This is a genomic window from Arthrobacter sp. zg-Y820, assembly GCF_030142155.1.
Classification (GTDB): Bacteria; Actinomycetota; Actinomycetes; order Actinomycetales; family Micrococcaceae; genus Arthrobacter_B.
On the sequence record NZ_CP126247.1, the window covers coordinates 1,908,323 to 1,930,911 of the forward strand.

Annotated in this window: 26 protein-coding genes and 1 pseudogene; 15 read left to right on the forward strand and 12 right to left on the reverse strand. The window is 61.5% G+C overall.

Features of this window, described 5'->3' with window-relative positions; all coding sequences use genetic code 11:
* Positions 1-18 precede the first annotated feature (18 nt).
* Complete coding sequence (locus QNO08_RS08620) at positions 19-528, forward strand: hypothetical protein (RefSeq protein WP_229965960.1); 510 nt, start codon at positions 19-21, stop codon at positions 526-528.
* 148 nt (positions 529-676) lie between these two features.
* The gene (locus QNO08_RS08625; protein WP_229965959.1) at positions 677-1,447 is read left to right on the forward strand and encodes an SAM-dependent methyltransferase; all 771 of its coding nucleotides are present in this window, start codon (positions 677-679) and stop codon (positions 1,445-1,447) included.
* Here QNO08_RS08625 and QNO08_RS17515 read toward each other — a convergent pair.
* The 4 genes from QNO08_RS17515 to QNO08_RS08645 form a co-directional block, all read right to left on the reverse strand.
* Positions 1,402-1,869, reverse strand: coding sequence for a GNAT family N-acetyltransferase (locus tag QNO08_RS17515; protein WP_442860495.1), 468 nt, complete (start codon positions 1,867-1,869; stop codon positions 1,402-1,404). The two genes, QNO08_RS08625 and QNO08_RS17515, sit on opposite strands and share 46 nt — an antisense overlap.
* A 262-nt stretch (positions 1,870-2,131) precedes the next feature.
* The gene (locus QNO08_RS08635) at positions 2,132-2,425 is read right to left on the reverse strand and encodes a transcriptional regulator (protein ID WP_231712725.1); all 294 of its coding nucleotides are present in this window, start codon (positions 2,423-2,425) and stop codon (positions 2,132-2,134) included.
* Positions 2,425-2,856, reverse strand: coding sequence for a hypothetical protein (locus QNO08_RS08640; RefSeq protein ID WP_229965956.1), 432 nt, complete (start codon positions 2,854-2,856; stop codon positions 2,425-2,427). Before QNO08_RS08640 ends, QNO08_RS08635 begins: the two co-directional genes overlap by 1 nt.
* A gap of 179 nt (positions 2,857-3,035) precedes the next feature.
* Positions 3,036-3,500: a nuclear transport factor 2 family protein gene (locus tag QNO08_RS08645; RefSeq protein WP_229965955.1), complete on the reverse strand. Its 465-nt coding sequence runs from the start codon at positions 3,498-3,500 to the stop codon at positions 3,036-3,038.
* A 287-nt stretch (positions 3,501-3,787) separates the two neighbouring features.
* Between QNO08_RS08645 and QNO08_RS08650 the strand changes: the two genes are divergently transcribed.
* Positions 3,788-4,135, forward strand: coding sequence for a hypothetical protein (locus QNO08_RS08650; RefSeq protein ID WP_229965954.1), 348 nt, complete (start codon positions 3,788-3,790; stop codon positions 4,133-4,135).
* 97 nt (positions 4,136-4,232) lie between these two features.
* Here the strand turns inward: QNO08_RS08650 and QNO08_RS08655 are convergent, their stop codons facing one another.
* On the reverse strand, positions 4,233-4,901 hold the full coding sequence (locus QNO08_RS08655; protein ID WP_502866859.1) for a formylglycine-generating enzyme family protein: 669 nt from the start codon (positions 4,899-4,901) through the stop codon (positions 4,233-4,235).
* A 207-nt stretch (positions 4,902-5,108) separates the two neighbouring features.
* Here QNO08_RS08655 and QNO08_RS08660 point away from each other — a divergent pair, with 207 nt between their 5' ends.
* Both QNO08_RS08660 and QNO08_RS08665 read left to right on the forward strand, forming a co-directional pair.
* Positions 5,109-5,771: a GNAT family N-acetyltransferase gene (locus QNO08_RS08660; RefSeq protein WP_229965952.1), complete on the forward strand. Its 663-nt coding sequence runs from the start codon at positions 5,109-5,111 to the stop codon at positions 5,769-5,771.
* 2,020 nt (positions 5,772-7,791) lie between these two features.
* Positions 7,792-8,184 (forward strand): DUF6176 family protein, encoded by a 393-nt coding sequence (locus tag QNO08_RS08665; protein ID WP_229965951.1) that lies wholly within the window; start codon positions 7,792-7,794, stop codon positions 8,182-8,184.
* A 141-nt stretch (positions 8,185-8,325) separates the two neighbouring features.
* Here the strand turns inward: QNO08_RS08665 and QNO08_RS17520 are convergent, their stop codons facing one another.
* Both QNO08_RS17520 and QNO08_RS08670 read right to left on the reverse strand, forming a co-directional pair.
* A complete protein-coding gene (locus QNO08_RS17520; protein ID WP_442860500.1) occupies positions 8,326-8,718 on the reverse strand; it encodes a class F sortase in 393 nt (130 codons plus the stop codon).
* Positions 8,719-9,009, reverse strand: a complete 291-nt coding sequence (locus QNO08_RS08670) for a hypothetical protein (RefSeq protein ID WP_229965950.1) — start codon at positions 9,007-9,009, stop codon at positions 8,719-8,721.
* Positions 9,010-9,172: 163 nt separating this feature from the next.
* On the opposite strand from QNO08_RS08670, the gene QNO08_RS08675 reads away from it, so the two are divergent.
* Positions 9,173-9,526: a hypothetical protein gene (locus QNO08_RS08675; RefSeq protein WP_229965949.1), complete on the forward strand. Its 354-nt coding sequence runs from the start codon at positions 9,173-9,175 to the stop codon at positions 9,524-9,526.
* A complete protein-coding gene (locus QNO08_RS08680; protein ID WP_229965948.1) occupies positions 9,526-10,146 on the forward strand; it encodes a pyridoxamine 5'-phosphate oxidase family protein in 621 nt (206 codons plus the stop codon). The genes QNO08_RS08675 and QNO08_RS08680 overlap by 1 nt, the downstream gene beginning before the upstream one ends.
* A gap of 32 nt (positions 10,147-10,178) precedes the next feature.
* On the opposite strand, the pseudogene QNO08_RS17525 reads toward QNO08_RS08680, so the two are convergent.
* Together QNO08_RS17525 and QNO08_RS08685 are read right to left on the reverse strand one after the other, a co-directional pair.
* Positions 10,179-10,421: pseudogene (locus tag QNO08_RS17525) on the reverse strand (acyl-CoA thioesterase); the annotation flags it as partial.
* Entirely contained in the window at positions 10,376-10,540 is a 165-nt protein-coding gene (locus QNO08_RS08685; protein WP_229965947.1) for a hypothetical protein, read from the reverse strand. The pseudogene QNO08_RS17525 and the gene QNO08_RS08685, both read right to left, overlap by 46 nt.
* Positions 10,541-10,870: 330 nt before the next feature.
* Between QNO08_RS08685 and QNO08_RS08690 the strand changes: the two genes are divergently transcribed.
* From QNO08_RS08690 to QNO08_RS08720, 7 genes are all read left to right on the forward strand, one after another.
* Positions 10,871-11,812, forward strand: coding sequence for an ABC transporter permease (locus QNO08_RS08690; protein WP_269439177.1), 942 nt, complete (start codon positions 10,871-10,873; stop codon positions 11,810-11,812).
* Positions 11,809-12,723, forward strand: a complete 915-nt coding sequence (locus QNO08_RS08695; protein WP_229965945.1) for an ABC transporter permease — start codon at positions 11,809-11,811, stop codon at positions 12,721-12,723. Before QNO08_RS08690 ends, QNO08_RS08695 begins: the two co-directional genes overlap by 4 nt.
* Positions 12,720-13,781, forward strand: a complete 1,062-nt coding sequence (locus tag QNO08_RS08700; protein ID WP_229965944.1) for an ABC transporter ATP-binding protein — start codon at positions 12,720-12,722, stop codon at positions 13,779-13,781. Before QNO08_RS08695 ends, QNO08_RS08700 begins: the two co-directional genes overlap by 4 nt.
* Positions 13,778-14,584: an ATP-binding cassette domain-containing protein gene (locus QNO08_RS08705; RefSeq protein WP_229965943.1), complete on the forward strand. Its 807-nt coding sequence runs from the start codon at positions 13,778-13,780 to the stop codon at positions 14,582-14,584. The genes QNO08_RS08700 and QNO08_RS08705 overlap by 4 nt, the downstream gene beginning before the upstream one ends.
* A 122-nt stretch (positions 14,585-14,706) precedes the next feature.
* Entirely contained in the window at positions 14,707-16,245 is a 1,539-nt protein-coding gene (locus QNO08_RS08710) for an ABC transporter substrate-binding protein (RefSeq protein WP_229965942.1), read from the forward strand.
* A gap of 185 nt (positions 16,246-16,430) precedes the next feature.
* Complete coding sequence (locus QNO08_RS08715) at positions 16,431-17,243, forward strand: SDR family oxidoreductase (RefSeq protein ID WP_231712724.1); 813 nt, start codon at positions 16,431-16,433, stop codon at positions 17,241-17,243.
* The gene (locus QNO08_RS08720; protein WP_229965940.1) at positions 17,243-18,463 is read left to right on the forward strand and encodes an acetyl-CoA C-acetyltransferase; all 1,221 of its coding nucleotides are present in this window, start codon (positions 17,243-17,245) and stop codon (positions 18,461-18,463) included. Before QNO08_RS08715 ends, QNO08_RS08720 begins: the two co-directional genes overlap by 1 nt.
* 98 nt (positions 18,464-18,561) lie before the next feature.
* On the opposite strand, the gene QNO08_RS08725 is transcribed toward QNO08_RS08720, so the two are convergent.
* A complete protein-coding gene (locus tag QNO08_RS08725; RefSeq protein ID WP_229965939.1) occupies positions 18,562-20,166 on the reverse strand; it encodes an AMP-binding protein in 1,605 nt (534 codons plus the stop codon).
* Positions 20,167-20,297: 131 nt separating this feature from the next.
* Here QNO08_RS08725 and QNO08_RS08730 point away from each other — a divergent pair, with 131 nt between their 5' ends.
* Positions 20,298-20,915, forward strand: coding sequence for a TetR/AcrR family transcriptional regulator (locus QNO08_RS08730; RefSeq protein ID WP_229965938.1), 618 nt, complete (start codon positions 20,298-20,300; stop codon positions 20,913-20,915).
* A gap of 15 nt (positions 20,916-20,930) precedes the next feature.
* On the opposite strand, the gene QNO08_RS08735 is transcribed toward QNO08_RS08730, so the two are convergent.
* Both QNO08_RS08735 and QNO08_RS08740 read right to left on the reverse strand, forming a co-directional pair.
* A complete protein-coding gene (locus QNO08_RS08735) occupies positions 20,931-21,689 on the reverse strand; it encodes a CoA-transferase subunit beta (protein ID WP_229965937.1) in 759 nt (252 codons plus the stop codon).
* Positions 21,689-22,555 (reverse strand): CoA transferase subunit A, encoded by an 867-nt coding sequence (locus QNO08_RS08740; RefSeq protein WP_229965936.1) that lies wholly within the window; start codon positions 22,553-22,555, stop codon positions 21,689-21,691. The genes QNO08_RS08735 and QNO08_RS08740 overlap by 1 nt, the downstream gene beginning before the upstream one ends.
* Between the last annotated feature and the right edge of the window lie 34 nt (positions 22,556-22,589).

Sequence of the window (22,589 nt, forward strand, 5' to 3'; positions counted from 1 at the left end):
CCATGTACCGTGTTGGCCATGAAGAATCTTCCGCTGTCGCTCACGCTTGCCGCTGTATCCGGTGTGCTCACCCTCAAAAGCCCGGCCGGTTGGTCCCCGGGGGCGCGCCGCGTCTACGTTCTTGCGCCCGGCGCCGCCATTGGCATCATCGCCGCGGCAGCCGTGTGGAAGGGCAGTCAGAAAGGGAGGGAGCAGGCTTCCGCCGGAAGAATCGATCTTGTCACTCCGGCCGCTTCCCGCTCCACCGACGGCACTGCGGGCACCGCACCCCTCCCTTCCTATGTGCGCGCAGACGCCCGCCCGGCAAGGCTGCCGGCAATCGGATTGGCCGTGCTGGCGGCGACGGTGGGCATCACCGTGAGCGGGGTCTTGGCAGTGAGCCTGGTGCTGGATGAGCGGCTTGAAACATGGTTGCTCCGGCGCGGGGTGGCTCGGCCGCGGCGTGTGATGGCGGTCATCGCGGCCATGAGCTCCCTGGTCCTGGACCAGATGATGGATTCGAAGGGTCCCGAGGATGCCCGTAAGTAGAGCCGCCGCATCGCCGCCCAATGGCTAATTGACTCTCGAGCCGTCCAAGTTACCCCCATCGCCTCGGTGTCATGCCGTTCAGAGGTCCGTTGCCGGACGAGCGGATATCCCAAGCAGCCGCTTCCATGAATCGTGAGAACATCCCTGAGTGACCGACGACACTTTGCTTGAACTGCCGCCCCTATATGAGTCCTTGACCTGGCTCACCCCGCTTTCCGAGGAACGTGCCGCTCACCTTGTGGCGTTCTTGTCCGACCCGGCTGAGGTTCTGGACATGGGGTGCGGATGGGGCGAACTGCTACTTCGGGTTTTGACGGCGGCCCCGCAGGCACGGGGACGCGGAGTGGACAGTGCTTCCGCATCCATCGACCGGGCGAAGCAACAGGCATTGGCTCGTGGGCTGCTCAACAGAGCGACTTTTGATTCGACGCCCGGGGCAGAAGCTCAGGCTCGCCCCGCAGATGCCGTCATCTGCATCGGCGCGAGCCAGATCTGGGGGCCGCCGGTATTAGAGGACGCCCAGCCGCTCGACTATGCCGCAGCCCTGCGCGCCCTTCGAGCCCTGGTGCTCCCCGGCGGCCGACTCGTCTACGGCGAGGCGATCTGGTCAGCAACACCTCATCCGGCTGCTACCGCCCCTCTGGCTGGACGTGATGACGAGTACCTGACAGCGGATGCGCTACGCGAGCAGATCCGTGCCGCTGGTTTCGAGGTGGTGGACGGCGACCAGGCAAGCGTTCAGGAGTGGGACGTCTTCGAGGCCGGATATCGCGACAGGTTTACCCGCTGGCTAGAAGCACATGATGCCAGCCATCCCGCCGCAGGGCAGGTCCGTCGGCAGTATGTGGAACAGCGCGCTACATATGAACAGGGCTACCGAGGCGTACTCGGGATGGCGTATTTCTGCCTAAGGGGGTAGAAGTCCACAGCAACCCACCGTTCACCTGGCGCGCAGGCATGCTGGCGTTCCACCAGGGGATCCTCCACAGGGCGGGACTCGGTGCTCTTCAGTGAGCCCGTGCGATGGGCCGTTCCCAGAGGGTGACGGTACTGCTGAGTTTGTCGTAGTGGTACGGTTTTCCGTTCGCCGGTCGGCAGGCATCCGAGTGCTCGCCAGAATGGTTCCGCTGCAGCCGCGTTCTTCTCGACGATCCCGAGCCGCAGGCGTTCGGCGGACGATTGCCGGTGAACGCGCGCAAGAACCGCGTCGTGGAGCTCTCGTCCCAAGCCCTTCCCAGGGTGGTCGCCGTGCACGATGAAAAGTCCGATATAGGCCGCGGCGGGATCAGGGTAACCGAAAAGGATGTCGGCAAAGGCGACGAGGTCGGCACCATTCCACAAGCCGGTTCCACGCTTGCCCGCGGAAAGTTGAGTGGTACGGAGATCAAGGCGCTGGGGGCGTCCGCCGGCCCCGGCGGATAGCCGGCAATCCGCTCGGCATAGTCCGGGACCGATTCGAGTAAATTCTGCAGCGCGCCGACATTGGCAGGCCCTAAATCGCGGATGGTGTTTATCACGTCACCCAGTTTGCCACCTACCGCTTGACTCCCTGAGTGGCCGTAAGAGGAACCCTAGCCGGGCAACGTTGAACAGGATTGAAATCTTAGTTGTCTGTGATCCGCTTGAGTGCCGCGATGTGTGCGGTGAGGGCTGCGTGTCCTTCTTTTGTGAGGGATAGCCACGTCTTCATGTAACGGCCCGATCGCTGCTTATCGATACGAACGTAGCCAACATCAGAGAGTCTGGTGAGCTGTCGTGAAAGCTCAGCGTCGTTCGTTTCAATTGCGTCGCGAATGGCGGCGAACTCAGCTTCGCCCACTCGGGAGAGAGCGTCGAGGATGGAAAGCCGGAGAGGAGAGAGTAGTTCTTTATCGAGCTCGGATCGTGGGTGTGCCATTAGTGGGCCGCTCGGTTTCCTGTGACGATGAAGGCGACAGGCGGGGTTGCACACAGGATTGCCGCGGGAATCCAGAAGCCCGGTACTTGCGGGTAGAGGTACATGCCTGTGATGATCGTCCCGGCGAAGAACAGAGCCCAGAAGCCAATAGTAAAAAGGTAGCGGCGAGAGAACGCCCGGTCGCGTGCTCGTGCGGTTGCGCCGACGAGTGATACCGGAATGGTTGCGGCGACTATCGCGGTGGTTCCAGCGACGACAGCACCGATCGACGGGACCAACCCAATGATGAGCAGCCCGAAGGCAGTAGCGGCGGCCAGGCTCACCATCGCGACACGCATTGCATACACATCTTTGTGCATTTTTGCGGCCAGCCGGTCGGTTTCCGCGATCGTGATAGCGGCGTCTTGGGGGCTTACCTCATAGGGGCTCACGAGCGTACTCCTTGCTACAGTGGACGGGGTATTTGCAAGCATCGCATGTACTACGCAAGCATATTCAAGGCGCGAAACTACTACCCTTCAGATCCCTTCGGCCTGGCGGTGGCTTTGTCCTTTGCGAAAGGGATCCTCCTGCGGAGCGTCCAACGGTTAGTTTGTCTATGCTCGCTGAGCTAGCGCTCAGGAACTGCCCGATCTGGTTCATCCTCAGGGCGGCCGGCGTACCACTCATGGAACTCGGAACACCGTCCCGAGTCATCAAACCGTAAAAACCACATGTTGTCGTATGCCGTGACCACGCGATCACTGCCCGGTTGGTAGAAGACTGTTCGGCCATGAGCGACAACTCGGTCACCCTCAATGGCGACCGGATAGTACTTGGCATCAAAGGACTCACCTACGAAGGCGTCGCGCTCACTCATCCATTCAGCAACGATCTCTTCGCGTCCTGATGCCCGCATCTGGAAGGGGTAGTGCCACTCAGCAGTCTCTGACCAAAGGTCCGCAATCTGTCGTTCGTCATAGGACTTCCAGGCTGCCACGTATGCATCAAGCCACTTCTGCGCGGTGACCCTGGTAATCGATACCGGAAGGATAGGGGTGTCGTGCCACTCGGGTTGATGCAGGAAGCTCACCATCCCCAGATCATATCTAGAGAACTGACATTGGATACGTCCGTAAGCCCGTCGTTGACTGGGACAGCCGATGTCGGCCGGCGGCAGAACGGGGAACGGATTTCGGGGAAGCCGACGGTTATTTGACCCTTCTCTTTTGCCGGACGTGTTCGCAAGGCCGGGCAGTCCCGGGTGCGGCCGGTTGAGTCGGGTCATGAGCACGCGGCTGGTGCAGCTGATTGGTCGTTAGGCAGTCCCATAGACTACGTCGACGGCAGCGGAAATACTTCGAGCATGCGTTAGGACGAATAGTGGATACAGAAACACAGGTCGATGAACGAAGTGCCAGACAGCCCTCAATCATCGACCGCGTCTTTTCAATCGTCTTCTTGGTCGCGCAGCCGTTCGTCGCCGTCGTGCAGTACTTGATTATCGCCCTCGGCGCGTCCGACTGGATGGACGGAACCCGTTCAGTACCGCACTGGGCGGCAACGACTGGCATCGTTCTGGTCTTCCTCATCCCACTCGCGGCGGCAGCAGCCACGCTCGTGATGCTCGCCCAGCGCCGGATCGCGTTCTGGGTACCGCTCCTCGCGATGGTGGTTACGACCGTGATGGTCCTCGTCCTCTCCGCATATGCGCAGAAACCTGACATCTAGTAAACCTTGAACGCATCTATGTCAGACGCACACAAGGTGTTCGCTGAGAATCCTTTTCAAGGTCACCACGCGGGGTTAGCAGGGGGGAGGCCGCGTACTACTCACCTAAAGGTGTCCAGCCTGACGGTAAAGGCCCCCAAACGGTCCCTCGCTTGATGTCTGCTTGAGCTGACCAGCCCTGTGCAGATTGCCCCGTATGAAAAAGGCCTTTGGCTACTCGGAGGCCGACGTCGGGATGCTTCATCCCGGGTGCTCCTCCCCGCCGCGTGGACGCCCGAACACTCCAACGTTTGTCAGCAAAACCACCTCCACGGAAGACTCGGTAGTCTCCATATCGTGCTGGGTCGAGCAGATCCCAGCACCATTCCCAAGCGTTCCCCAGCGTGTCATACAGGCCGAAAGTGTTGGGCTGCTTCAATCCGACAGCTTGAGGTTCATCCACTTGATCGTCGGCAGTCCATGCGATCCGCTCGAGGGACCCGTAATGCGGCCCCGTCGTACCGGCCCGGCAGGCATACTCCCATTCGGCTTCCGTCGGCAGCCGGTACCCGGAAGCTTCAGTCTGCCAAGTCACATTGCCCTCATCCATTGTGTAGACGGGCACGAGTCCATCGTAGATTGATGCCGTGTTGCAGAACCTGACTGCATCCAGCCAGCTCAGATCCACCACGGGCGACATGGAGCTTGGTTTATCATCGCCCATCATCTGGGCGTATGTGGCCTCAGTAATGGGAACAACTCCGATGGAGAACGGTTCGAGCTTCACGGACCAGTGACGTCGGCGTCGCGCGTCATGCAGATCCACCGCTCCTGCCGGCAGAGGGCGAACAGCGAGAGTAGCCATTCCGCCATGCTCTCACCGAAGCAAGGACGAATGTCGTATGGCGGTAGCCGATCCCTCAACGGGCCGTGCACATAGGAGGTTACGGATTTCGAGCCGGATCAACGTCACAACGTCTGGTTAGGATTAGGGGTGACCAGCCTAGCCACCTTGTGGCCACCCTTCGGATTAGTTCTCTCCACTCCACGTTTGGTTCTGCGACCGATCCAAGATGCGGACTTGCCCGCTGCCGTGGAAGCCGCGGAGGCTGGCATACATCCCCCAGGGCAGATGCCTTTTTCCCATCCGTGGACGGAGGCACGCCCTGAAGATCTTTCCGCAAACACTGCACGACGGATTTGGCGGGCACGTGCAGAATCGACACCGGAGAAGTGGGCACTCCACTTCGGAGTCTGGAGAGGCAACGACTTTGTCGGGTGTCAGGACTTGAGTGCCGAAGGGTTTGGCACACTCAAGACGGTGTCAACGGGCTCCTGGCTCCGCCAAGATGCTCAGGGCCAAGGCCTCGGCAAGGAGATGCGAACAGCAGTCATCCTCTACGCATTTGATTGGTTAAAGGCGAACACCGCTGTCTCCGAGGCAGCAGTCTGGAACTCGGCTTCTCTAGGTGTGTCAAAATCTTTGGGTTACGAGCCCAATGGGATTTTCAGGGAATCGTGGAAACCTACGGAAGTAACAGAGGTTCAGTACCTGCGCCTTAGCTCGGAAAGGTTTATACGGCCCGCCTGGAACCTCGACGTGAGAGGACACGTACGTTCCGCAGACTATCTTGGGATTCTCCTTAGCGACGGCTAGGTTCAGCCGCTGGTCTTTTTTGAGAAACCACCCACACTCACAAGGCGACCTCAAGTGCCCGTGAGCCTGTCGGCTTACGGGCACTCGATTGTGCCGTCGAATATGCTGGCGTGATGGCACCCCGGCGGCTCGGCATAATCCTTCTATGCGTTGGTGCGGTCAATGAGTTCATTGGAACCATGTTGGTCATCCAAATCCCGGCCGAGCGAGTACACACGGCGGACCAGAGTTTTTCCGTTCGGCTTGGGATCCGTTGCTGTGGTAAGTGAATGACAACCACATAGGATTTATGAATGGGCCGTAGACAGCAGTACAGCTTGGAAGCCATCCGAGACGAGATAATCGCCGCAGCAGAGGAGCTACGTGCTGCGGCCCGGACAGAGCAGGACAAGCAACGAATAGAAGTTGCCGACTGGCTCGACGAGCAATTCATCGATATCGCAGACCGAGGCATTTTGCTTGAGGCAACGCGAAAATGCTCTCACCTTGGACCATGGCGGGATGGGGTCGTTTCAAGATGTCGGCACCGCGGCATCGGCACACACGGTCAGTCGGCTGCGCCGCGCTCTGGTGCGTGGGCTCGATAGTGAATTTGGCAACTCGTCAACGTGCTCATCATGGGTCGGCAGCGTCCTGATGAGGGATCGCCTAGGCATGGCCGTGGTTGACTCCCTATCTGAGTTGCCTAGGCTGGCCAGATGGAAACTGAAGCGGAACCGGGATACCTCGGAATGCCCAAAGGCTGGTTCTACCGCGCTCTAATAGGGGGAATGATTTTCGGCGCAATATTCGCAGGTGTTACTCAACAATGGTGGATTATGACCATCACCGTTCTTATAGCTGTTGCTGTTGGCAGCGTCTGGTCCGTTCTGCGACGTCGGCGATGTGGCAACGTGGTAAAGGGTGACTGACATCCGCACAGTAAGTTCACCAATCGTTCTGCGACATACCAACTATTTCCTACCTTACAAATGGTCGCATCCACGGCCAAAGACTGCCCACCGCAGGCATTCCGAGCGCCCGGTGATGGACCGGCTTACGGACGCTTGCGCGAATGGCATTAGCATCACACTCATGAGATCCATACGTCCTTGACCTGTTCCTTTTGCTCGCCTCGCGGTTATCGTCACGAGCCTGATGTTGTTGATCGCCGTCTTCAACGTTTTTGCCAACACAGACAGAGTCGCCACATGGCTTCCCCTCTTTGTCATGATGCCGTGGCTGCTCTACATGGGTATATGGAGTTTGCGGAACCAGAATCGAACGTAGCCGGATTAGAGTTGCGTTCGTCCCTTCAGCCCGCCCGCAGGCCGATCCCTCAGTGATCGTCCAGAAGCGATTAGTTTCGAGTATTGCGGAAATCTGCAAGGACCCAATGTAGTGTGCGGAAAACAACGTCAGCTGCAGGCCTCGTCGCGAGGAAATCCTGATCAAGCGGGGGAATCGTCGTTTCGTCTTACTACTTGCTGCCATTGCGGCGGTGGTTGCAGGCGTTGTGGCAATATTCTCGCGGCCGGGCACCTGTACTGATTTTGTTGCTGTGGCGGGTGAATGCAGTCTTGGGCCGTCGCTGTCCACCATCATTGTGGCGGTACTCCTCTGGAGCCTAGCGGTATCGCTTTTCTACGTATGGTGGAGCGACGATCGGCGAGCGTGAAGGCGAGCTCAGGATCCCGTCGCTAGTGTCTTTTGCCTTCGTCTGGCCCCAATGGCGTCCGCTCTTGTTTGCCCCGTCCATCCCTCATAACTTAGGCGCAGGATGGGCGGGAGAAAAACGCATACGCCGACAAGGATTCCACACCAAGCTTGGAACCTATTTCCATAACGGGACGAGGATGACGGGCTCAAGTTCTGACCTGCCGCTGGGGCTCACGCATACCAGGAGTCTAATCACCACGTTGATTTTTGATAGACCTGTCCGCAAGCCGACCCGCTTACGGGCAGGACCGGGGCCGTGACCAGTAGGATCAAGCGGTAAATATGGCCGAGAAAAGTTAAGGAGCCGTGAAAGGTTTGGGTCATGCGTGTTGAGCTAACTAGATTCCGTGTTCAGGCTGGGAAACAGGATGAGGTAGCTGAGTGGATGGAGTTCTTGCGGTCGCATATGGAGGCTGTGCAGGAGACCCTCGAGCCAGAGCAAATGTACGTGGAAACGATCTTCTCGGAGACTCTCGACGGCATCGACTATCTCTATTGGTACAGCGTGCGGGGCGAGGGCGGTACTGACCTTTATGAGTCTTCGCACTGGCTTGATGCCAAACACATCGAGTTCTGGAAGTCCTGCATTGATCCTGCTTTTACTCCTGTCGACCTCACTGCGCAGGTGACGATGATGCCCGCCCGTGTCATCGACTCCATGCATCCGCTGCCGCAGAAGCAATCTCCTGGGCCCTTACCAAAGCGGAAACAATGAGCGTATGAGCCGGTCACAGGCCTGCGTCTCGCTGGAGGATGCGCTTACGAGATCAGCCGGCCATGAAATGCCGTGAAACCATCCCGTCTATTGTTGCGACCAAGACCGCTGAAGCTATGGCTTCAGCGGTCTTTTGTGCGTTTAGGGGACTGTGGTTGGGGCGGCGGTAACGACGGTGTTGTGCGTGTATTCGAGGATGCTGCCGGTGTTGTCGATGGGTCCGCCGCACGTGATGAGGACGAGCTGAGGCGGGCCGGCGGGGGCAAAGAGTTCCTGGGGGAGTCCGGTCTTGGTGAGGGTTTCTGCGGTGTTCGCTTTGTATTCGTGCCGGGTACCCGTGGCGTCCGTGACGTAGACGGGTGTGCCTTTGGTGATCTTGGCGAGGGGTTCAAGGGCCCCGAGCCGTCTGCGAAGTTCACGTGTCCGGCTATGACCGTGGAGCCTTCGGTAGCTCCCAGGGAGGCAGCTCCTGTGTACCTGGTTGTCCTGTCCGAGGTTGGAAGGACGAGGGCACCGGAGGCGTCTATGTCGGATTCAGCGACGGGGGCGGTGATCCCCAGGAGGGATAGCGATGGTGGAGGGCGGCATTTCCGGGGGAGGTTCGGTGCCGGTGTAGGTGTTCGGGTCTGCTGCGGCGAAGGGCTTAGCGGCGGTGGGGGCCTGTTGGTAGGTCGGCGGCTCTCCGAGGCCCTGGCTACCGGCATAGATGGTCGCGGTGCCGCCGAGCAGGGCCAGGACAGCCAGGGCGGGACGTAGGTACTTAGCGGAGCGGCCGCGGCGGGTTGCCGGTTTCGTGGTGGCTGTTTCCTGTTCAGCAAGCGGCATATCTGCGAGCGCACCTTTCGGTTATGGGAGAGCCGGGAATCAGGCTTCTTCCTGTCTGCGCGGGGCGGTCGGCAAATGGCAACTTTACAGTTGCCGCTTTCGGGGTGCTTAGAGGGTGAGAGGGCGCCGGAGAGGGTGCCTACATGAGGAACAGGTGACGTGGGTGCGTGAGCGGGATGTTGTGCGGGAGATCTTCCCGGACGGAATGGACACCTGGTGCGAGGACAAGATCCTGTTGGCCGTGGTGAGTAACGCTGACCGTTACGGCATCGCTACAGGCAATGTCACGGCTAATGGGACTCCGGAGCCCTTGGGTATCGAGGAGTTGGCTAAGCAGGCGCAGGTGCCCCTGACAGCGGCGCGGGCTGCTGTGGCCAATCTGGAGGCTTCACGGGCGTTGACCCGCTTTGAGTCGAAAGGCTCTGACGTGTGGGTGTTGGCAGCTCCGGAAGATGACCTGGCTGTCCCTGGGCCGAGCCTTACCGAATGCCCCAAGATCAGCGAGGAAGGACAGTAATGGCAGAACAACAAAGCCGTATTGGTTCTACAGCCGAAGTCCGCGGCGAGGGGGAGTCGTGGGTGTTGGCTGACGGCACCCGGACAACCAGCGCGAAAGCAACGCTGGAGCTGCTGCGGAACTCCCGGCCGGCTGAGCAGTTCCCTGTCCTGGTCACCGTCACGGACGGTGATGAGACGTATGCTCTCAAACTCGGTGCTGACGGTACGGCAACGCTTGTTGAAGAGGGACAAGACGCTAAGACAGGGCAGCGGATCTGGACCGCAGTGCGCGAGCGTTGGTGGGCGATCCCGGCTGCCGCTACGTTGCTTCTTTCGTTGTTCCTCGTTCCCGCTCTCGCGGGTTCAGGGGAAAAGAGTGCTGCCCCTGAGAGTGAGAGCGGAGATTCTGCGGCGGCGGTTGCTGGTGATGTTCTTTGGACTATTCCCGACTCAGCCAAGCTCGTTGGAAGCACCGCGGATCTGGTGGCTACCTATGACGATGGCAAACTCAGTCTCCGCGAGGGGCGATCAGGTACGGAACAGAAGTTCGGTCCTTTTGAGGTTCCCAGCCAGCCGACTCGGGTGCTTGGGCCGGATCTGATCGCGGCCCACACCTCGGGGGTGCGGATGGGGCGCTGATCCGGAGAGACGGTGACGAGCCAGTTTGAAGCGGTGGCGACCAGCGTGTCATCGGCGTACCGCCACATCTTAAAGTCAAAGCGCACCGAGGACGTGCCGATTTCGCCGACCCGGAGTTCAATCGTCATCTCCTCAAAGAGCCGGGCCGCGCTGAGGTAGTCGCACCGGGTTGCCCGCGAGACGGTCCACCAGCCAAACCGCTCCAGCAGCGTGTCCTGCCGCAGGCCGTTCAGGAACAGCCATTCCGTTTGCAGGCCTCCATCCGGGGAAACCATGCTGCGTAATAGAGGATGCCGGCGGGGTCAGTGTCCGCGTAGCTCAGCCGCTGCGTGTGCTGATGCAGCGGCGGACGCCGTTCGGTCACCGGTGCTGCGTTCAGGGGAACCGCTCCCATGAAGTGTCCTCGTCGTTGTGGATAGGTCTGCGGAGGCGGGCAGCTCCTGATCGGTCCGGCCCCGTCCGATGGAGCACGGCTATGACGGCCGTTCGATGCACTGCAGCGCGCCGCTTACAAAGATAGCGCTTGCTTGGTTTTTGGTCTACGGTGACACCAGACGCAACGAAGCGCGAACCCGTTTGATCACGGGATCACCGGTAGAAGGGACAGCACGATGACTGGCTACTCACCCGAATCGGCGGACATCGCCGAGTCGTTGCGCCCCGAAAGATGTCGGAACGTCCATTTCACACCGCCGCGCAACAATCGCCGACCCGCAGGGCACCGATGATCAAGTTTCTAATTCGAAAATTCGCCATGGCATTGCCCCTCCTCATTGTTGTGCCGTTCCTGGTGTTCGCGATGATTGAGCTCGTCCCTGGGGATCCCGCCGCGATCCTGGCGGGTGAGAACGCCGACCCAGTGCAGATCGAGGCCGTCCGCGAGAATCTGAACCTCGGTGCACCGCTAATTTTGCGCTATGGCGAATGGCTGTTGAATGCCGTCCAAGGCGATCTGGGGGTGTCCTTCACCTCTGGCACCGCCGTCATTGACCTGCTCGTCCGCAGTCTTGGCGCGACGCTTTCGCTGGTAGCGCTTGCGCTATTGATCGCTGTGGTCATCGGAGTTTCGCTCGCGGTCGCCGCCGCCGCACGCCCGCACGGCAAGCTGGATCGGATTGTCAGCGCGGCATCTGCCCTCGCAATCGCGATGCCGACCTTTTGGCTGGGTTTGCTTCTCGTCTCGCTCCTGGCTATCCAGTTTCCGCTCTTTCCGAGTTTTGGGTATGTGTCTCCTCAAGAAGGAATCGTTGCGTGGTTGGCGCACCTTTTCCTGCCGGCACTGGCCCTCAGCGTGCTCCCCGCCGCCGAAATTGTCATGCAGCTTCGATCTTCACTTCTGAACGCCATGACGACCGATTACGTGCTTAACGCCCGGGCCAAGGGGCTGGCGCCCTCGAGCGTGTTGTTCAAGCACGGAATGAAGAATGCGCTCGTGCCTGTCGTCACTGTGTTCGGCTTCCGGGTCGCCGAAATTCTGGGTGGCACCGTCGCGATTGAATTTATTTTCAACATTTCGGGGCTCGGCCGCCTTGCGCTCGATGCCGTCCAATCCCGTGACATTCCAGTCATGCTTGGATTTGTCCTATTCACGACTCTCGTGGTCGTCGTCGTGAACTTACTTGTCGACCTTTCATATGGATACTTGAGCCCGAAGGTGCGCGCATGACCGATCCAGTCCGAGTAATGCCGGTTTCCCCCAAGGAAACGGTCCAGGAGATCCGCCCCGCTCGAGCTAAATCGGGTGGAGTGCGCTGGCTCTGGAAAAAGCCAGCGACGCTGATGAGTGCGCTGTTTATCCTTCTGCTGATCTGCGTCGCCGCGCTGGCACCCGTCATCAGCCCGTACGAACCAGATGCACAGAACTTGGTGGACCGTCTCGCCCCACCGTCTCCCGAACACTGGCTTGGCACCGATGAGTATGGAAGAGACGCCCTTAGCAGGCTGATTTTTGGCGCACGGGTCTCCCTTGTGGCGGCGCTGCAAGCTGTGTCAATCACGCTAATCCTAGGGTTGCCGGCGGGAATCATCGCCGGATACGTGGGCGGCTGGTTCGACACGGTTATGAACCGGATCATGGATGTGCTCATGAGCGTCCCCTCGCTCGTACTCGCTCTGACCATTGTTGCGGTTCTGGGTCCGGGCATAACCGAGGCGATGCTCGCCGTCGGTATCGTGCTGACTCCCCGCACCTTTCGTGTTGCGCGCGCTAGCACGCTCGAGGTTCGAAATGACACCTACATTGAGGCAGCCCGGGCCGTCGGAGCATCAACGGGGCGGATCATAGTGCGCAACGTCCTCCCAAATGTGACACCGCCGATCATTCTGGTTTCGGCCGTCTCTCTAGGAACGGCGGTTTCTGCAGAGGCCAGTCTGAGTTTCCTTGGCCTGGGTGTGCGGCCACCGACGGCAAGCTGGGGCTCGATGCTCGACAATGCGGCCTCGACGATGGGAATCGCTCCCTTGCACGTCTGGCCCCCGGGCATCGCCATCTTCCTTACGGTGCTGGCGTTCACCTACCTGGGCGAAGGAATGCGCGCGGCGCTCATCCGGACCCGTTCGAATGGAGTGGAATCATGACCGAACCAAAGCTGCTGAGCCCGGATGCCAGCACAAGCGGGTCAGCCGGGAGCCTGCTCGAGGTCGAGGGACTCTCGATCGAGGTTACGGGCACCCAAAGTGGAAAAATGCGCATTGTCGATGACGTCAGCTTTTCAGTGGCGCGGGGGTCCAGCGTCGCACTAGTTGGGGAATCCGGTTCCGGAAAGACGGTTACCGCGCTCTCAATCATGGGGCTCAGCGGGGCAACGGGGACAGGGGTCGTCGGAGGCTCCATTCGGTTCGACGGGATCGATATCGTGACAGCTTCGGAGCGAACGAAACGCTCCATCAGAGGTGCACGTATTGGAATGATCTTCCAGCAGCCGACCCGCAGCCTTAACCCTGCGTACTCAGTCGGTGACCAAATCGCGGAATCAGCACGTCGGCATCTTGGGCTCACCCGCAAAGAAGCCTGGAACAGGGCCGTCCAGATGCTTGATCGTGTGGGGATCGCCAACGCGGCGGCTCGGGCGAGGGAGTATCCCCACGCGTTCAGCGGCGGAATGTGTCAGCGGGTGATGATCGCGATGGCCATGGTCTGCGAGCCCGAACTACTCATTGCCGATGAGCCGACTACCGCACTGGACGTGACCGTGCAGAGGAAAATCCTGGATCTCATCACGGAGATCCAGCTGGAAACCGGGGTCTCAGTGCTGTTTGTGTCCCATGACCTGGCCGTCGTGGCAGAATTCTGCCAGCGCGTGGTGGTTATGTACGCCGGAAACGTTGTGGAAGATGGTCCTGTCGACGACGTCTTTTTCGAACCGGCGCACCCTTACACGTCCGGACTGTTGGGGGCGATCCCTCGCCCGGAAGTCGACACGGGTGGGCGCATGCTGTCGATACCCGGTCAGCTGCCCGCAGTCGGCACCGTCTTCCCGGGATGCAGGTTCGCACCGCGCTGCGATTTCGCCGTCGAGGATCTCTGCACGCGCGCGGTGCCGCCGATGCTGCACGTCGGGGCGGCACACGAGGCCAAGCATGCAGCGAAATGCGCGCGGGTCTCTGAGCTCACACTCGCGGGGGTCATCTCGTGAACCTGCTTGAGGTTCAGCATCTTTCGAAAACCTTCGCCAGACGCGGCGCACTGATGAGGCAACAGGTCCCACCCGCCCCTGCTGTCGACGACGTTAGCTTTACGATCCGCGAAGGCGAGTGCCTCGGGGTGGTTGGAGAGTCCGGAGCCGGCAAGTCTACGCTCGGACGTTTGGTGCTTCGCCTTATCGAACCGGACAAGGGCGCGGTTCTCCTTGCGGGCACGGACGTGCGATCCCTGAAGCGGCGTGAGCTGCGCGCCTCGCGCGAGCATATGCAGATGGTCTTCCAGGATCCGTACAGCTCGCTTGACCCTCGAATGACGATTCGTGCATGTGTCGCCGAGCCGCTCAGAGCGCACACTCAAATGCCGCGGATGGAACGCGACCGGCGAGCAGCCGAGCTCATTGAAACGGTGGGTCTGAGTTCCCGTTATCTCGAGCGCTACCCTGCCGAATTATCCGGAGGGCAGCTCCAACGCGTCTCCATCGCCCGAGCCATCGCTTTGAAGCCCAAGCTCATCGTCTGCGACGAGCCGGTGACCGCACTCGATGTGTCAGTTCGAGCCCAGATCATAAACCTGTTGCAGGATCTCCGTGCCGAGTTCAACCTGACCTACCTCTTTGTGAGCCATGATCTGGCACTCGTGGAGATTATCGCTGATCGGGTGCTGGTCATGCGCCATGGCCGCGTGGTCGAGACGGCGACTGCAGCTTCACTCTTCGCAGATCCCCAGGATCCATATACCCGTGAGCTCTTAAATGCCACGCCCAATCCCGTCCCGCCTCGTCGAGGACGGAAATAAGCCCACTCAGTGCGGGGAGGTGCTCACCTCCCCGCAATGCCAGCCGCAGTCGGGGCTGGACCGACGAAAGGACAGAGATGTCACCTCAACGCAGACGCGGCATTCACGCTCTCGCCCCAACCATGGTTATAACCCTGGCACTCGCCGGCTGTGCCGGCGACGCCGCAGATCCAGCAGAGACGAATGTCGGAGCTGAGGCTGATTCCTCAGCTGTCCTCCGGGTCGTCACGCCGATGCCCTCACGGTCGCTGGACCCCATCATGCAGACAAGCGCGGGGGAACAGTCGTTCACGAGTCTTCTCTATGACCGCCTCATCGTTGTCGACACCAACGATATGCTCCTGCCTGGGCTGGCAACTGAGTGGACTTTCGCCGAAGACGGCAGCTATCTTGAGCTCAAGTTGCGAGAGGATGTAACTTTCCACGACGGCACCCCCATGAATTCTGATGCTGTCAAGATCAACTTAGATCGGGGGAGGGAAACACCGGAGAGCGCTGTTCGGCAGTATCTGACGGACATTACGTCCGTCGATGTAGTGGATAACTACACCGTGCGTCTTAATCTCGCCCAGGGCCGCGGAGCGGGCCTTCCCGGTGTCCTAACCACCAACGTCGGCATGATGGTCAGCCCGAAGGCGCTAGCCGAATCGCCTGAAAAAATCGCGACGGGCGGCGTGGATGCAGGCTCGGGACCCTACACCGTCGACAGCTTTGTGGCGAATGAGAAATCTGTGTTTACAGCTGCCGAGAACTATTGGGATGACTCCATCGGACAACTTTCCGGCATCCAGATCGAGAACGTGCCCGACGCAATCACCCGGTTGAACGCGGTGCGAACAGGCGCAGCAGACTTCGCCTCCGTCAGCTCCCCGACCGACATCCTCCAAGCGGAGCAACTCGCCAAGACCAACGCCATCCAGACGACTGACGTTCAGTTCCGTGCCTCGCTGGGCCTGATGATCAACTCATCAAAGGGCGACATGTCTCAGCTGGAAGCACGTCAAGCCGTTGCTTACGCCATCGATCCGGCAAGCATCAATGGACTCTTCAGTGACCGTTGCACGCCGCGGGAACAGATATACCCGGAGTCGGAGTGGCCGGCTATCCAAGACTGGAGCGGCGGCTACACGTACGACCTCGAGAAATCGAAGCAGCTCGTCTCGAAGCTGGGTTCGGTGTCGATCGAGATCACGACACCGGCCGGATCGAATGCAGATCAGGCCGGCAACGCGATCCAAGCACAGCTGACTGAAGCTGGCATTGACGCCGAGCTTGCTCCCGTCCCGGTAAGCGAGGGTACATCGCGTTACATTGCAGGCGACTTGCAGTCGTTTGTGCACGCGGCTGTCGCGCCCCACGCGGACCCTGCGGGGACAGTCGATTCCTACATCACCGCCGGTTACAAGCTCGCCGCAACGCCGGAGCAGCTCGCGGAGGTCGAACCCCTCGCGGTTAAGGCAGCAAACCCACTGCTTAGCCAGGACGAGCGGGCCGAGCTTTACCAGCAGATATGGAAGGTCACGCTCGACGGGGCCTGGTACCTGCCCATCTGCTCGATCGAGGCCATGTACGTTCACTCGGACAAGTTGATGAACACCGAAAACATTCCTTGGGGTAACGCGGGTATTCAGGACCTGCGCTTCCTTGAGTTGGCCAAGTAATCACTTCAGGCCTGCTGCCGCTTAGAGGCTGCCGAGCAAGTGCGGGCAGTCAAGGCGCCGTTGTCTCCACCGTCCACGCATGACAGTTCACCGGAACAAGATCACCATCATCAAAGCGACAACCTAGCGTTTGCTTGGTACAGTGTGAACCATTCGCGCCGTCGCGAAGAAAGGGCAGGGAACCGATGTCGATAACAATCGATCTCACAGGATGGGTCGTACTCGTCACAGGAGGTGCCCGGGGCGTGGGCGCGGGCATCGTCGACGCGTTCGTCGGCGCCGGCGCTGTTGTGGAGATTTGCGGCAGGACAGAACCTGAGCCGTCGGCCTCGACGCGGCCGGCAGTGCATTTCAGCTGCGTCGATGTTCGCGACGACGAGCAGGTGCGCGGCTGGGTGGCCGACATCGTCGAGCGCCGCGGGCGCATCGACGTCGCCGTCAATAACGCAGGAGGGTCGCCGTTCGGGCGTTTTGAAAGCGGCTCCGCCCGCTACCAGCGCGCCATCACCGAACTGAACTTCCTGTCAGCGGCGCACGTGGTCAGCGCGGTGCATCCCATCATGATGGCGCAGGAACAGGGCGGATCGATCGTCAACATCACCTCCATCAGCGCCCGCCGCCCCAGCCCCGGCACCGCCGTCTACGGTGCCGCGAAAGCCGCGCTGGAAAGCCTGACCAGCAGCCTGGCCGTGGAGTGGGCACCGCAGATCAGGGTGAACGCCGTCAGCTGCGGGCTCGTCGCCACCGAGGGCGCCGCGGACCACTACGGCGACGCCGACAGCTACGCCCGCGTGGCAGCAACGATTCCGCGCGGACAGCTGGCCGATCCCGGCGAGGTGGGCGCCGCCTGCGTCATGCTGGCCTCACCGCTGGCCAGCCACATCACCGGCGCAGTGCTCGACGTCGACGGCGGCGGCGAATGGCCCGCTTTCCTGGCGCACACTCCGAACGCCGACATTCTCAAACCTCATGAAGCAGAAGTAGAAGGAGCACACTGATGACCGAAGCAGTAATTGTCTCTGCAGCACGTTCACCCATTGGCCGCGCCAACAAGGGATCACTGCGCGGGATGCGCGGCGATGACCTGGCCGCCCAGATGATCCGTGCCGCACTGGACGCCGTTCCCGGGCTCGATCCGGCCACCATTGATGACCTGATGATGGGCTGCGCCCAGCCGGCGGGGGAGCAGGGCTACAACATTGCCCGCATGGTCGCCATGCAGCTCGGCCTGGACAGCGTTCCGGGAACCACTGTGCACCGGTACTGCTCATCCTCCCTGCAGACCACCCGGATGGCGCTCCACGCGATCAAGGCCGGCGAGGGCGACGTCTTCATTTCCGCAGGCGTGGAGACCGTCTCGCGCTTTGGCTTCGGCAAGTCCGACGGCATGCCCGACACCAAGAACCCCGCGTACTTCGACGCCATGGAGCGCACCAAGGCCCTGGCCAAAGACGCCGACGCGCGCTGGAGCGATCCGCGCGACCGCGGCGAGCTGCCGGACATCTACATCGCCATGGGTGACACCGCCGAGAACGTGGCCCAGTTGCGCGGAGTTTCCCGGGAGGCACAGGACGAGTGGGCAGTGCGCAGCCAGAACCGCGCCGAAGCCGCCGCGGCCCGCGGTTTCTGGAACACGGACATTACGCCCGTCACCCTGACCGACGGCACCGTTGTCTCAACCGACGACGGTCCCCGCGCCGGCGTGACGATCGAAAAGCTCTCGACCCTGCAGCCGGTGTTCCGCGAACACGGCACCGTTACGGCGGCCAACTGCTGCCCGCTCAACGACGGCGCCGCTGCGCTCGTCATCATGAGCGACCGCCGCGCCGCCGAACTGGGACTGACTCCGCTGGCGCGCATCGTCTCGACCGGCGTCGCGGCGATGTCGCCGGAGCTGATGGGGCTGGGCCCCGTTGACGCAGTGCGCCGTGCCCTGGCCAACGCCAAGATGTCGATTGGCGACATGGACATCATGGAGCTCAACGAAGCCTTTGCTGCCCAGGTCCTGCCCTCGATCGACGACATCGGCATCGACCCCGACAAGGTGAACGTCAACGGCGGCGCCATTGCCCTGGGCCACCCCTTCGGCATGACCGGTGCGCGCATGACGACAACGGCAATCCACGCCCTGCAGGAGCGCGACGAGCAGTTCGCGGTTGAGACCATGTGCGTGGCCGGCGGCCAGGGCATGGCCATGATCCTGGAGCGGCTGAGCTAGCTTCCGCACAAGCGTCACCGAAGTATCCGAAAAGGGCGGTTGCAGGAAAATCCTGCAACCGCCCTTTTTGGTGCCGCGGGAAGTTCCCGACAGCTGGCTTACAGCTTGGATTTGAGGACCTTGCCGGTGCCGTTGCGGGGAAAGTCGTTGACGATCACGAACTCGCGCGGCACTTTGTAGTTCGCCAGGCGGGTTTTGCAGAAGCCGGCAAGGTCATCCGACGTGGGCTTCGGATCGGCGTCGTGCAGCAGTGCAACAAAAGCCCTGCCCACCGACCCCATCCGTTCGTCGTCGATGCCGATGACGGCTGACTCGTTGACCGCGGGGTGCTGCCGCAGCACGTTCTCGATCTCTGCGGGATAGACGTTGAACCCGCCCACGATGAACATGTCCTTCAGCCGGTCCGTGATCTTCAGGCAACCGTGCTCGTCCAGCCGGCCGATGTCGCCCGTGTGGAACCAGCCGTCCTTGTCCACGGCGTTGCTGGTGGCCTCGGGATCATCGAAGTATCCCAGCATCACGTTCTCGCCGCGGAGCAGGATCTCGCCGTCCTCGCCGATCGGCAGATCCTTGCCGGCTGCGTCCACCACCCTGATTTCGACGCCGGCAACCGCCGGGCCCGTGGTCTGCTTGGCATGTTCCAGGGATTCGCCGGGCCGGGACAAGGTTGCGACCACGCACTCGGTCATTCCGTACGCCTGCGCAACGGTTTGGAACCCGAGCACCGTGGACATGTCACTGAACAGCGTTTCCGGGGCTGTCGCAGCGCCGGCGATGGCAAAGCGCAGCGACGAAGTGTCGTAGCTTTTCAGCTCGGGATGGTTGAGCAACGAGGTGAAGATGGTGGGCACCCCGGGCAGGACGCTGATGCGTTCCTTCTGGATCAGCTCCAGCAGCTCCGAGGGATTGAACGTCTCCACCGGGTAGATCGTGGCACCGGCCAGCAGCGCTGCGACGACTCCCGCCTTGTAGCCGAAACCGTGAAAGAACGGGTTGACCACTGCATAGCGGTCCTCCGGGGAGAGCTCTGCCCCGGCGGCCCAGGCCCGTGCGACGCCCAGTGTCTGCCGGTGCGCGCTCATGACGCCCTTGGGCAGGCCGGTGGTGCCCGAGGTGTAGAGGATGTCGACGACGTCGTCCGGGCGGACGGCGGCCGCCGCCGCACTCACGGCGTCGTCGGCGACGGTGACGCCGGCGGCCAGGAACGACTTCCACGCGAGTTCGCCCGCGTCGTCGGCCGTCCCGTCGAGGCGGATGACGAGCCGCACCGCCGGCAGCCCGGGAATCGGAAAACCAGAGGTCTCGCCCTCAGCAGCCGCTTCCGCTGCTGCCTCCCGGAGGTGATCCAGCGGCCGGCGGCCAAGGAAATCATCGGCGACAACCAGAATCGACGCGCCCGAGCGGCGCAGGATCAGAGCCGCCTCATGACCGGTGTAGCGCGTGTTCAGGGGCACCACCGCCGCACCGACCGCCTGCGCGCCGAGCATCGCGAGGATGAAGTCCAGGCGGTTCGGAGCCCACAGGGCAATCCGGTCACCCGGCTGCACCCCCTGGGTGAGGTAACCGCGCGACGCCTCGGAAATGCGGTCGGCGAGCTCGCGGTAGGAGACGGCGGTGTCGCCGACGACGACGGCATGGTGGTCACCGAGCCGCGCCATGTCGGTAAGCAACTGGGGAATGGTCCGTGCGTCGGAGAGATGCATCAGGGAATCCTTTCATTCCGTGTGACAAAAAACGCAATGGCGCGGCTAATACAGTAACGTGCCTAAAATGCGAGATAATTGAGCAAATGCTTGGGCATAAAACCTTGGTAATTCCGAATAGAGGAGATTTGATGGCAACGCGCAAAAAAACGGAATCTGCAGCCAGCGAGCAGGGCTCCGACCGGCGGGAACAGCTGCTGGCCATTGCCGCCCACCTGATAGCCACCCGCGGATACTCCGCGACGACGGTGCGCGACATTGCCGACGATGCCGGAATCCTTTCGGGCAGCCTCTATCACCACTTCTCGTCCAAGGAAGCGATCCTGGAGGAAATCCTGCGGTCCTTCCAGGGCGGACTGCGGCAGCGGTCGGAGGAGATTGCCGCCGCCGGCGGCGGGCCGCGGCATGTCTTTGACGAACTCGTCAGGACTGCCTTTGTCACCATCGAGAAACAACCGGACGCCGTTGGCATTTACCAGAATGAGGCGGCGTTTCTGGCCAACCTTCCCGGCTTCGAGTTTGTGGCCGAGGAAGGTGCCCGGATTGAAGGCATCTGGCAGGAAGTGATCCAGGAAGGCCAGCGGGAGGGTGTCTTCCGCGCAGATCTGGACTCGGCGATGACCTACCGGTTCATTCGCGACGCCGTCTGGTCGACGGTGCGCTGGTTCCGCCCCGGCGGCCGGCACTCGGCTGAGAGTGCCGGCCGCCATTTCCTCGAACTGATCCACTCCGGTCTCCTGCAGGACTGATCCGCCAGGGGCCGGTTAGTTCTGGACTTCCCGGGTCCGGCCCCCGCGCGGATCCAGCACCTCGCGGATGAGGCGCAGCTCCTCCGCGGTGGGAACGCGGGTGAGGGGAGCGCCCTCGACGTCGAGCGCAAAACCCGTGTTGTCCACGACCTCCTGCGGATCCACGCCGGGGTGGATCGAAAGTACGGTGACGCGGCCGTCGTCGTCGTAGCCCAGGACGGCAAGGTTGGTGACAATCACGCCCAAGTGGTGGAACCGCATCGATGGTCCCGCGGCCCGCGCCCTGTCGTTTCCGACGCCGGAGACCATGTCGACCGACTCGACAAACAGGCGCGCACTGTGGCGCGAGACCCAGTAATCCACGCGGTGGTTGGCCGTGTTGCCGGGAGCGCCGCGCACGCCGATGAGCTGGCGCTTGGGCTTGTTCCAATCGCCGATCAGTGAAATGTTCTGGTTGCCGTAGCGGTCAATCTGACTGGCGCCCATCATGCTCTGGCGCCGGCCGGTGGCGACGATGTCAAAGACGCGGCGGAACGGAGCCCAGCCCTCGATGATTCCGCCGCCGGCAGCTGATTTGCCGAGGGGCGGCGGCTCGCTCATCATGAAGGCCTCGCCGTCGCTCAGGACCAGGTCGGGGTTGTGCGTGAGCTTGGCCAGGCGGGCGCCGATGGTCGGGATGGTGCCGACGGCGTGCGCCATCAGCTCTCCGGACTCGCGGTAGGTGTCTGAGCACGCCGCAATGCAGATTTCGGCGATGGTGGCGTCTGCGGTCATTACTTTTTCTCCTGTACTGCATGGAAGCGGGCAACGGCCTCGTGGTAGCCGGCCTCGTCGCCGGAGAGGAATTCGTGAACAAATGCGCGCCAGCTTTCGGGATCCTTCGCGGAGGCGGCATAGTGCTTCTGGAAAGCCTCGTCGCGGCCGTAGTCCGGCTCGCAGGTGGTGAAATGGGCGCCGTTGGGGGTCTCAATGACACCCGTGACGTACATGCGGCTCAACATGAGGGTGTGGAATGAGCCCTCGTCCAGGAGGTCTTCCGTTTCCACGATCCGCTCGGTGGTTACAAAGGTGCGGGTGGCAGCCATGGCGAAGAGGTCGTCAAAGTACGGGTCCGGGCCGAGGAACTGCGCGTTGCCGCCGCTGTCGGACCGGTTGACGTGGATCAGGGCAACATCCAGCGGTGTTGCCGGGACCGCGACGTACTCGTCATCGGAGTACGGCGAGGCGATGGTTTTCAGGTGCGGGTTCGCCGCCATCACGTCCGAGCCGAGTCCGGCCAGCGTGGGCAGGAACGAGAGCCGGGAGGCCGCGGCGCGCAGCCCGGTGACAAACATGCCCTCGTCGTATTCGCTGATTTCCAGCTCGCCGCGTTCGCGGGCAGCGGTGAACAGCGGGTCCAGCGCGATGCTGTCCAGCGACACAAAGCCGTAAATCAGCTTGCGCACCTTGCCGGCCGCAACGAGCAGGCCGACGTCGGGGCCGCCGAAGGCGACAACGGTCAGGTCGGTCACGTCGCTGCGCAGCAGCTCACGGACCGCGGCCATGGGCTTGCGCCGCGACCCCCATCCACCGATACCAATGGTCATTCCGGACTCAATGGACGAGATCGCCTCAGTGAGTCCAATCCTCTTGTCGGGCATCCGCTCCTCTTTTCCCGCATCATTGCGAAACCTA

What these genes read in the sequence shown, in the direction of transcription:
- QNO08_RS08620 (WP_229965960.1), top strand. Translation starts at nt 19, where the DNA reads ATGAAGAATCTTCCGCTGTCGCTCACGCTTGCCGCTGTATCCGGTGTG.
- QNO08_RS08635 (WP_231712725.1), bottom strand. Translation starts at nt 2,425, where the DNA reads ATGGCACACCCACGATCCGAGCTCGATAAAGAACTACTCTCTCCTCTC.
- QNO08_RS08645 (WP_229965955.1), bottom strand. Translation starts at nt 3,500, where the DNA reads ATGGTGAGCTTCCTGCATCAACCCGAGTGGCACGACACCCCTATCCTT.
- QNO08_RS08665 (WP_229965951.1), top strand. Translation starts at nt 7,792, where the DNA reads ATGCGTGTTGAGCTAACTAGATTCCGTGTTCAGGCTGGGAAACAGGAT.
- QNO08_RS08670 (WP_229965950.1), bottom strand. Translation starts at nt 9,009, where the DNA reads ATGCCGCTTGCTGAACAGGAAACAGCCACCACGAAACCGGCAACCCGC.
- QNO08_RS08680 (WP_229965948.1), top strand. Translation starts at nt 9,526, where the DNA reads ATGGCAGAACAACAAAGCCGTATTGGTTCTACAGCCGAAGTCCGCGGC.
- QNO08_RS08685 (WP_229965947.1), bottom strand. Translation starts at nt 10,540, where the DNA reads ATGGGAGCGGTTCCCCTGAACGCAGCACCGGTGACCGAACGGCGTCCG.
- QNO08_RS08690 (WP_269439177.1), top strand. Translation starts at nt 10,871, where the DNA reads ATGATCAAGTTTCTAATTCGAAAATTCGCCATGGCATTGCCCCTCCTC.
- QNO08_RS08695 (WP_229965945.1), top strand. Translation starts at nt 11,809, where the DNA reads ATGACCGATCCAGTCCGAGTAATGCCGGTTTCCCCCAAGGAAACGGTC.
- QNO08_RS08700 (WP_229965944.1), top strand. Translation starts at nt 12,720, where the DNA reads ATGACCGAACCAAAGCTGCTGAGCCCGGATGCCAGCACAAGCGGGTCA.
- QNO08_RS08710 (WP_229965942.1), top strand. Translation starts at nt 14,707, where the DNA reads ATGGTTATAACCCTGGCACTCGCCGGCTGTGCCGGCGACGCCGCAGAT.
- QNO08_RS08715 (WP_231712724.1), top strand. Translation starts at nt 16,431, where the DNA reads ATGTCGATAACAATCGATCTCACAGGATGGGTCGTACTCGTCACAGGA.
- QNO08_RS08720 (WP_229965940.1), top strand. Translation starts at nt 17,243, where the DNA reads ATGACCGAAGCAGTAATTGTCTCTGCAGCACGTTCACCCATTGGCCGC.
- QNO08_RS08725 (WP_229965939.1), bottom strand. Translation starts at nt 20,166, where the DNA reads ATGCATCTCTCCGACGCACGGACCATTCCCCAGTTGCTTACCGACATG.
- QNO08_RS08730 (WP_229965938.1), top strand. Translation starts at nt 20,298, where the DNA reads ATGGCAACGCGCAAAAAAACGGAATCTGCAGCCAGCGAGCAGGGCTCC.
- QNO08_RS08735 (WP_229965937.1), bottom strand. Translation starts at nt 21,689, where the DNA reads ATGACCGCAGACGCCACCATCGCCGAAATCTGCATTGCGGCGTGCTCA.
- QNO08_RS08740 (WP_229965936.1), bottom strand. Translation starts at nt 22,555, where the DNA reads ATGCCCGACAAGAGGATTGGACTCACTGAGGCGATCTCGTCCATTGAG.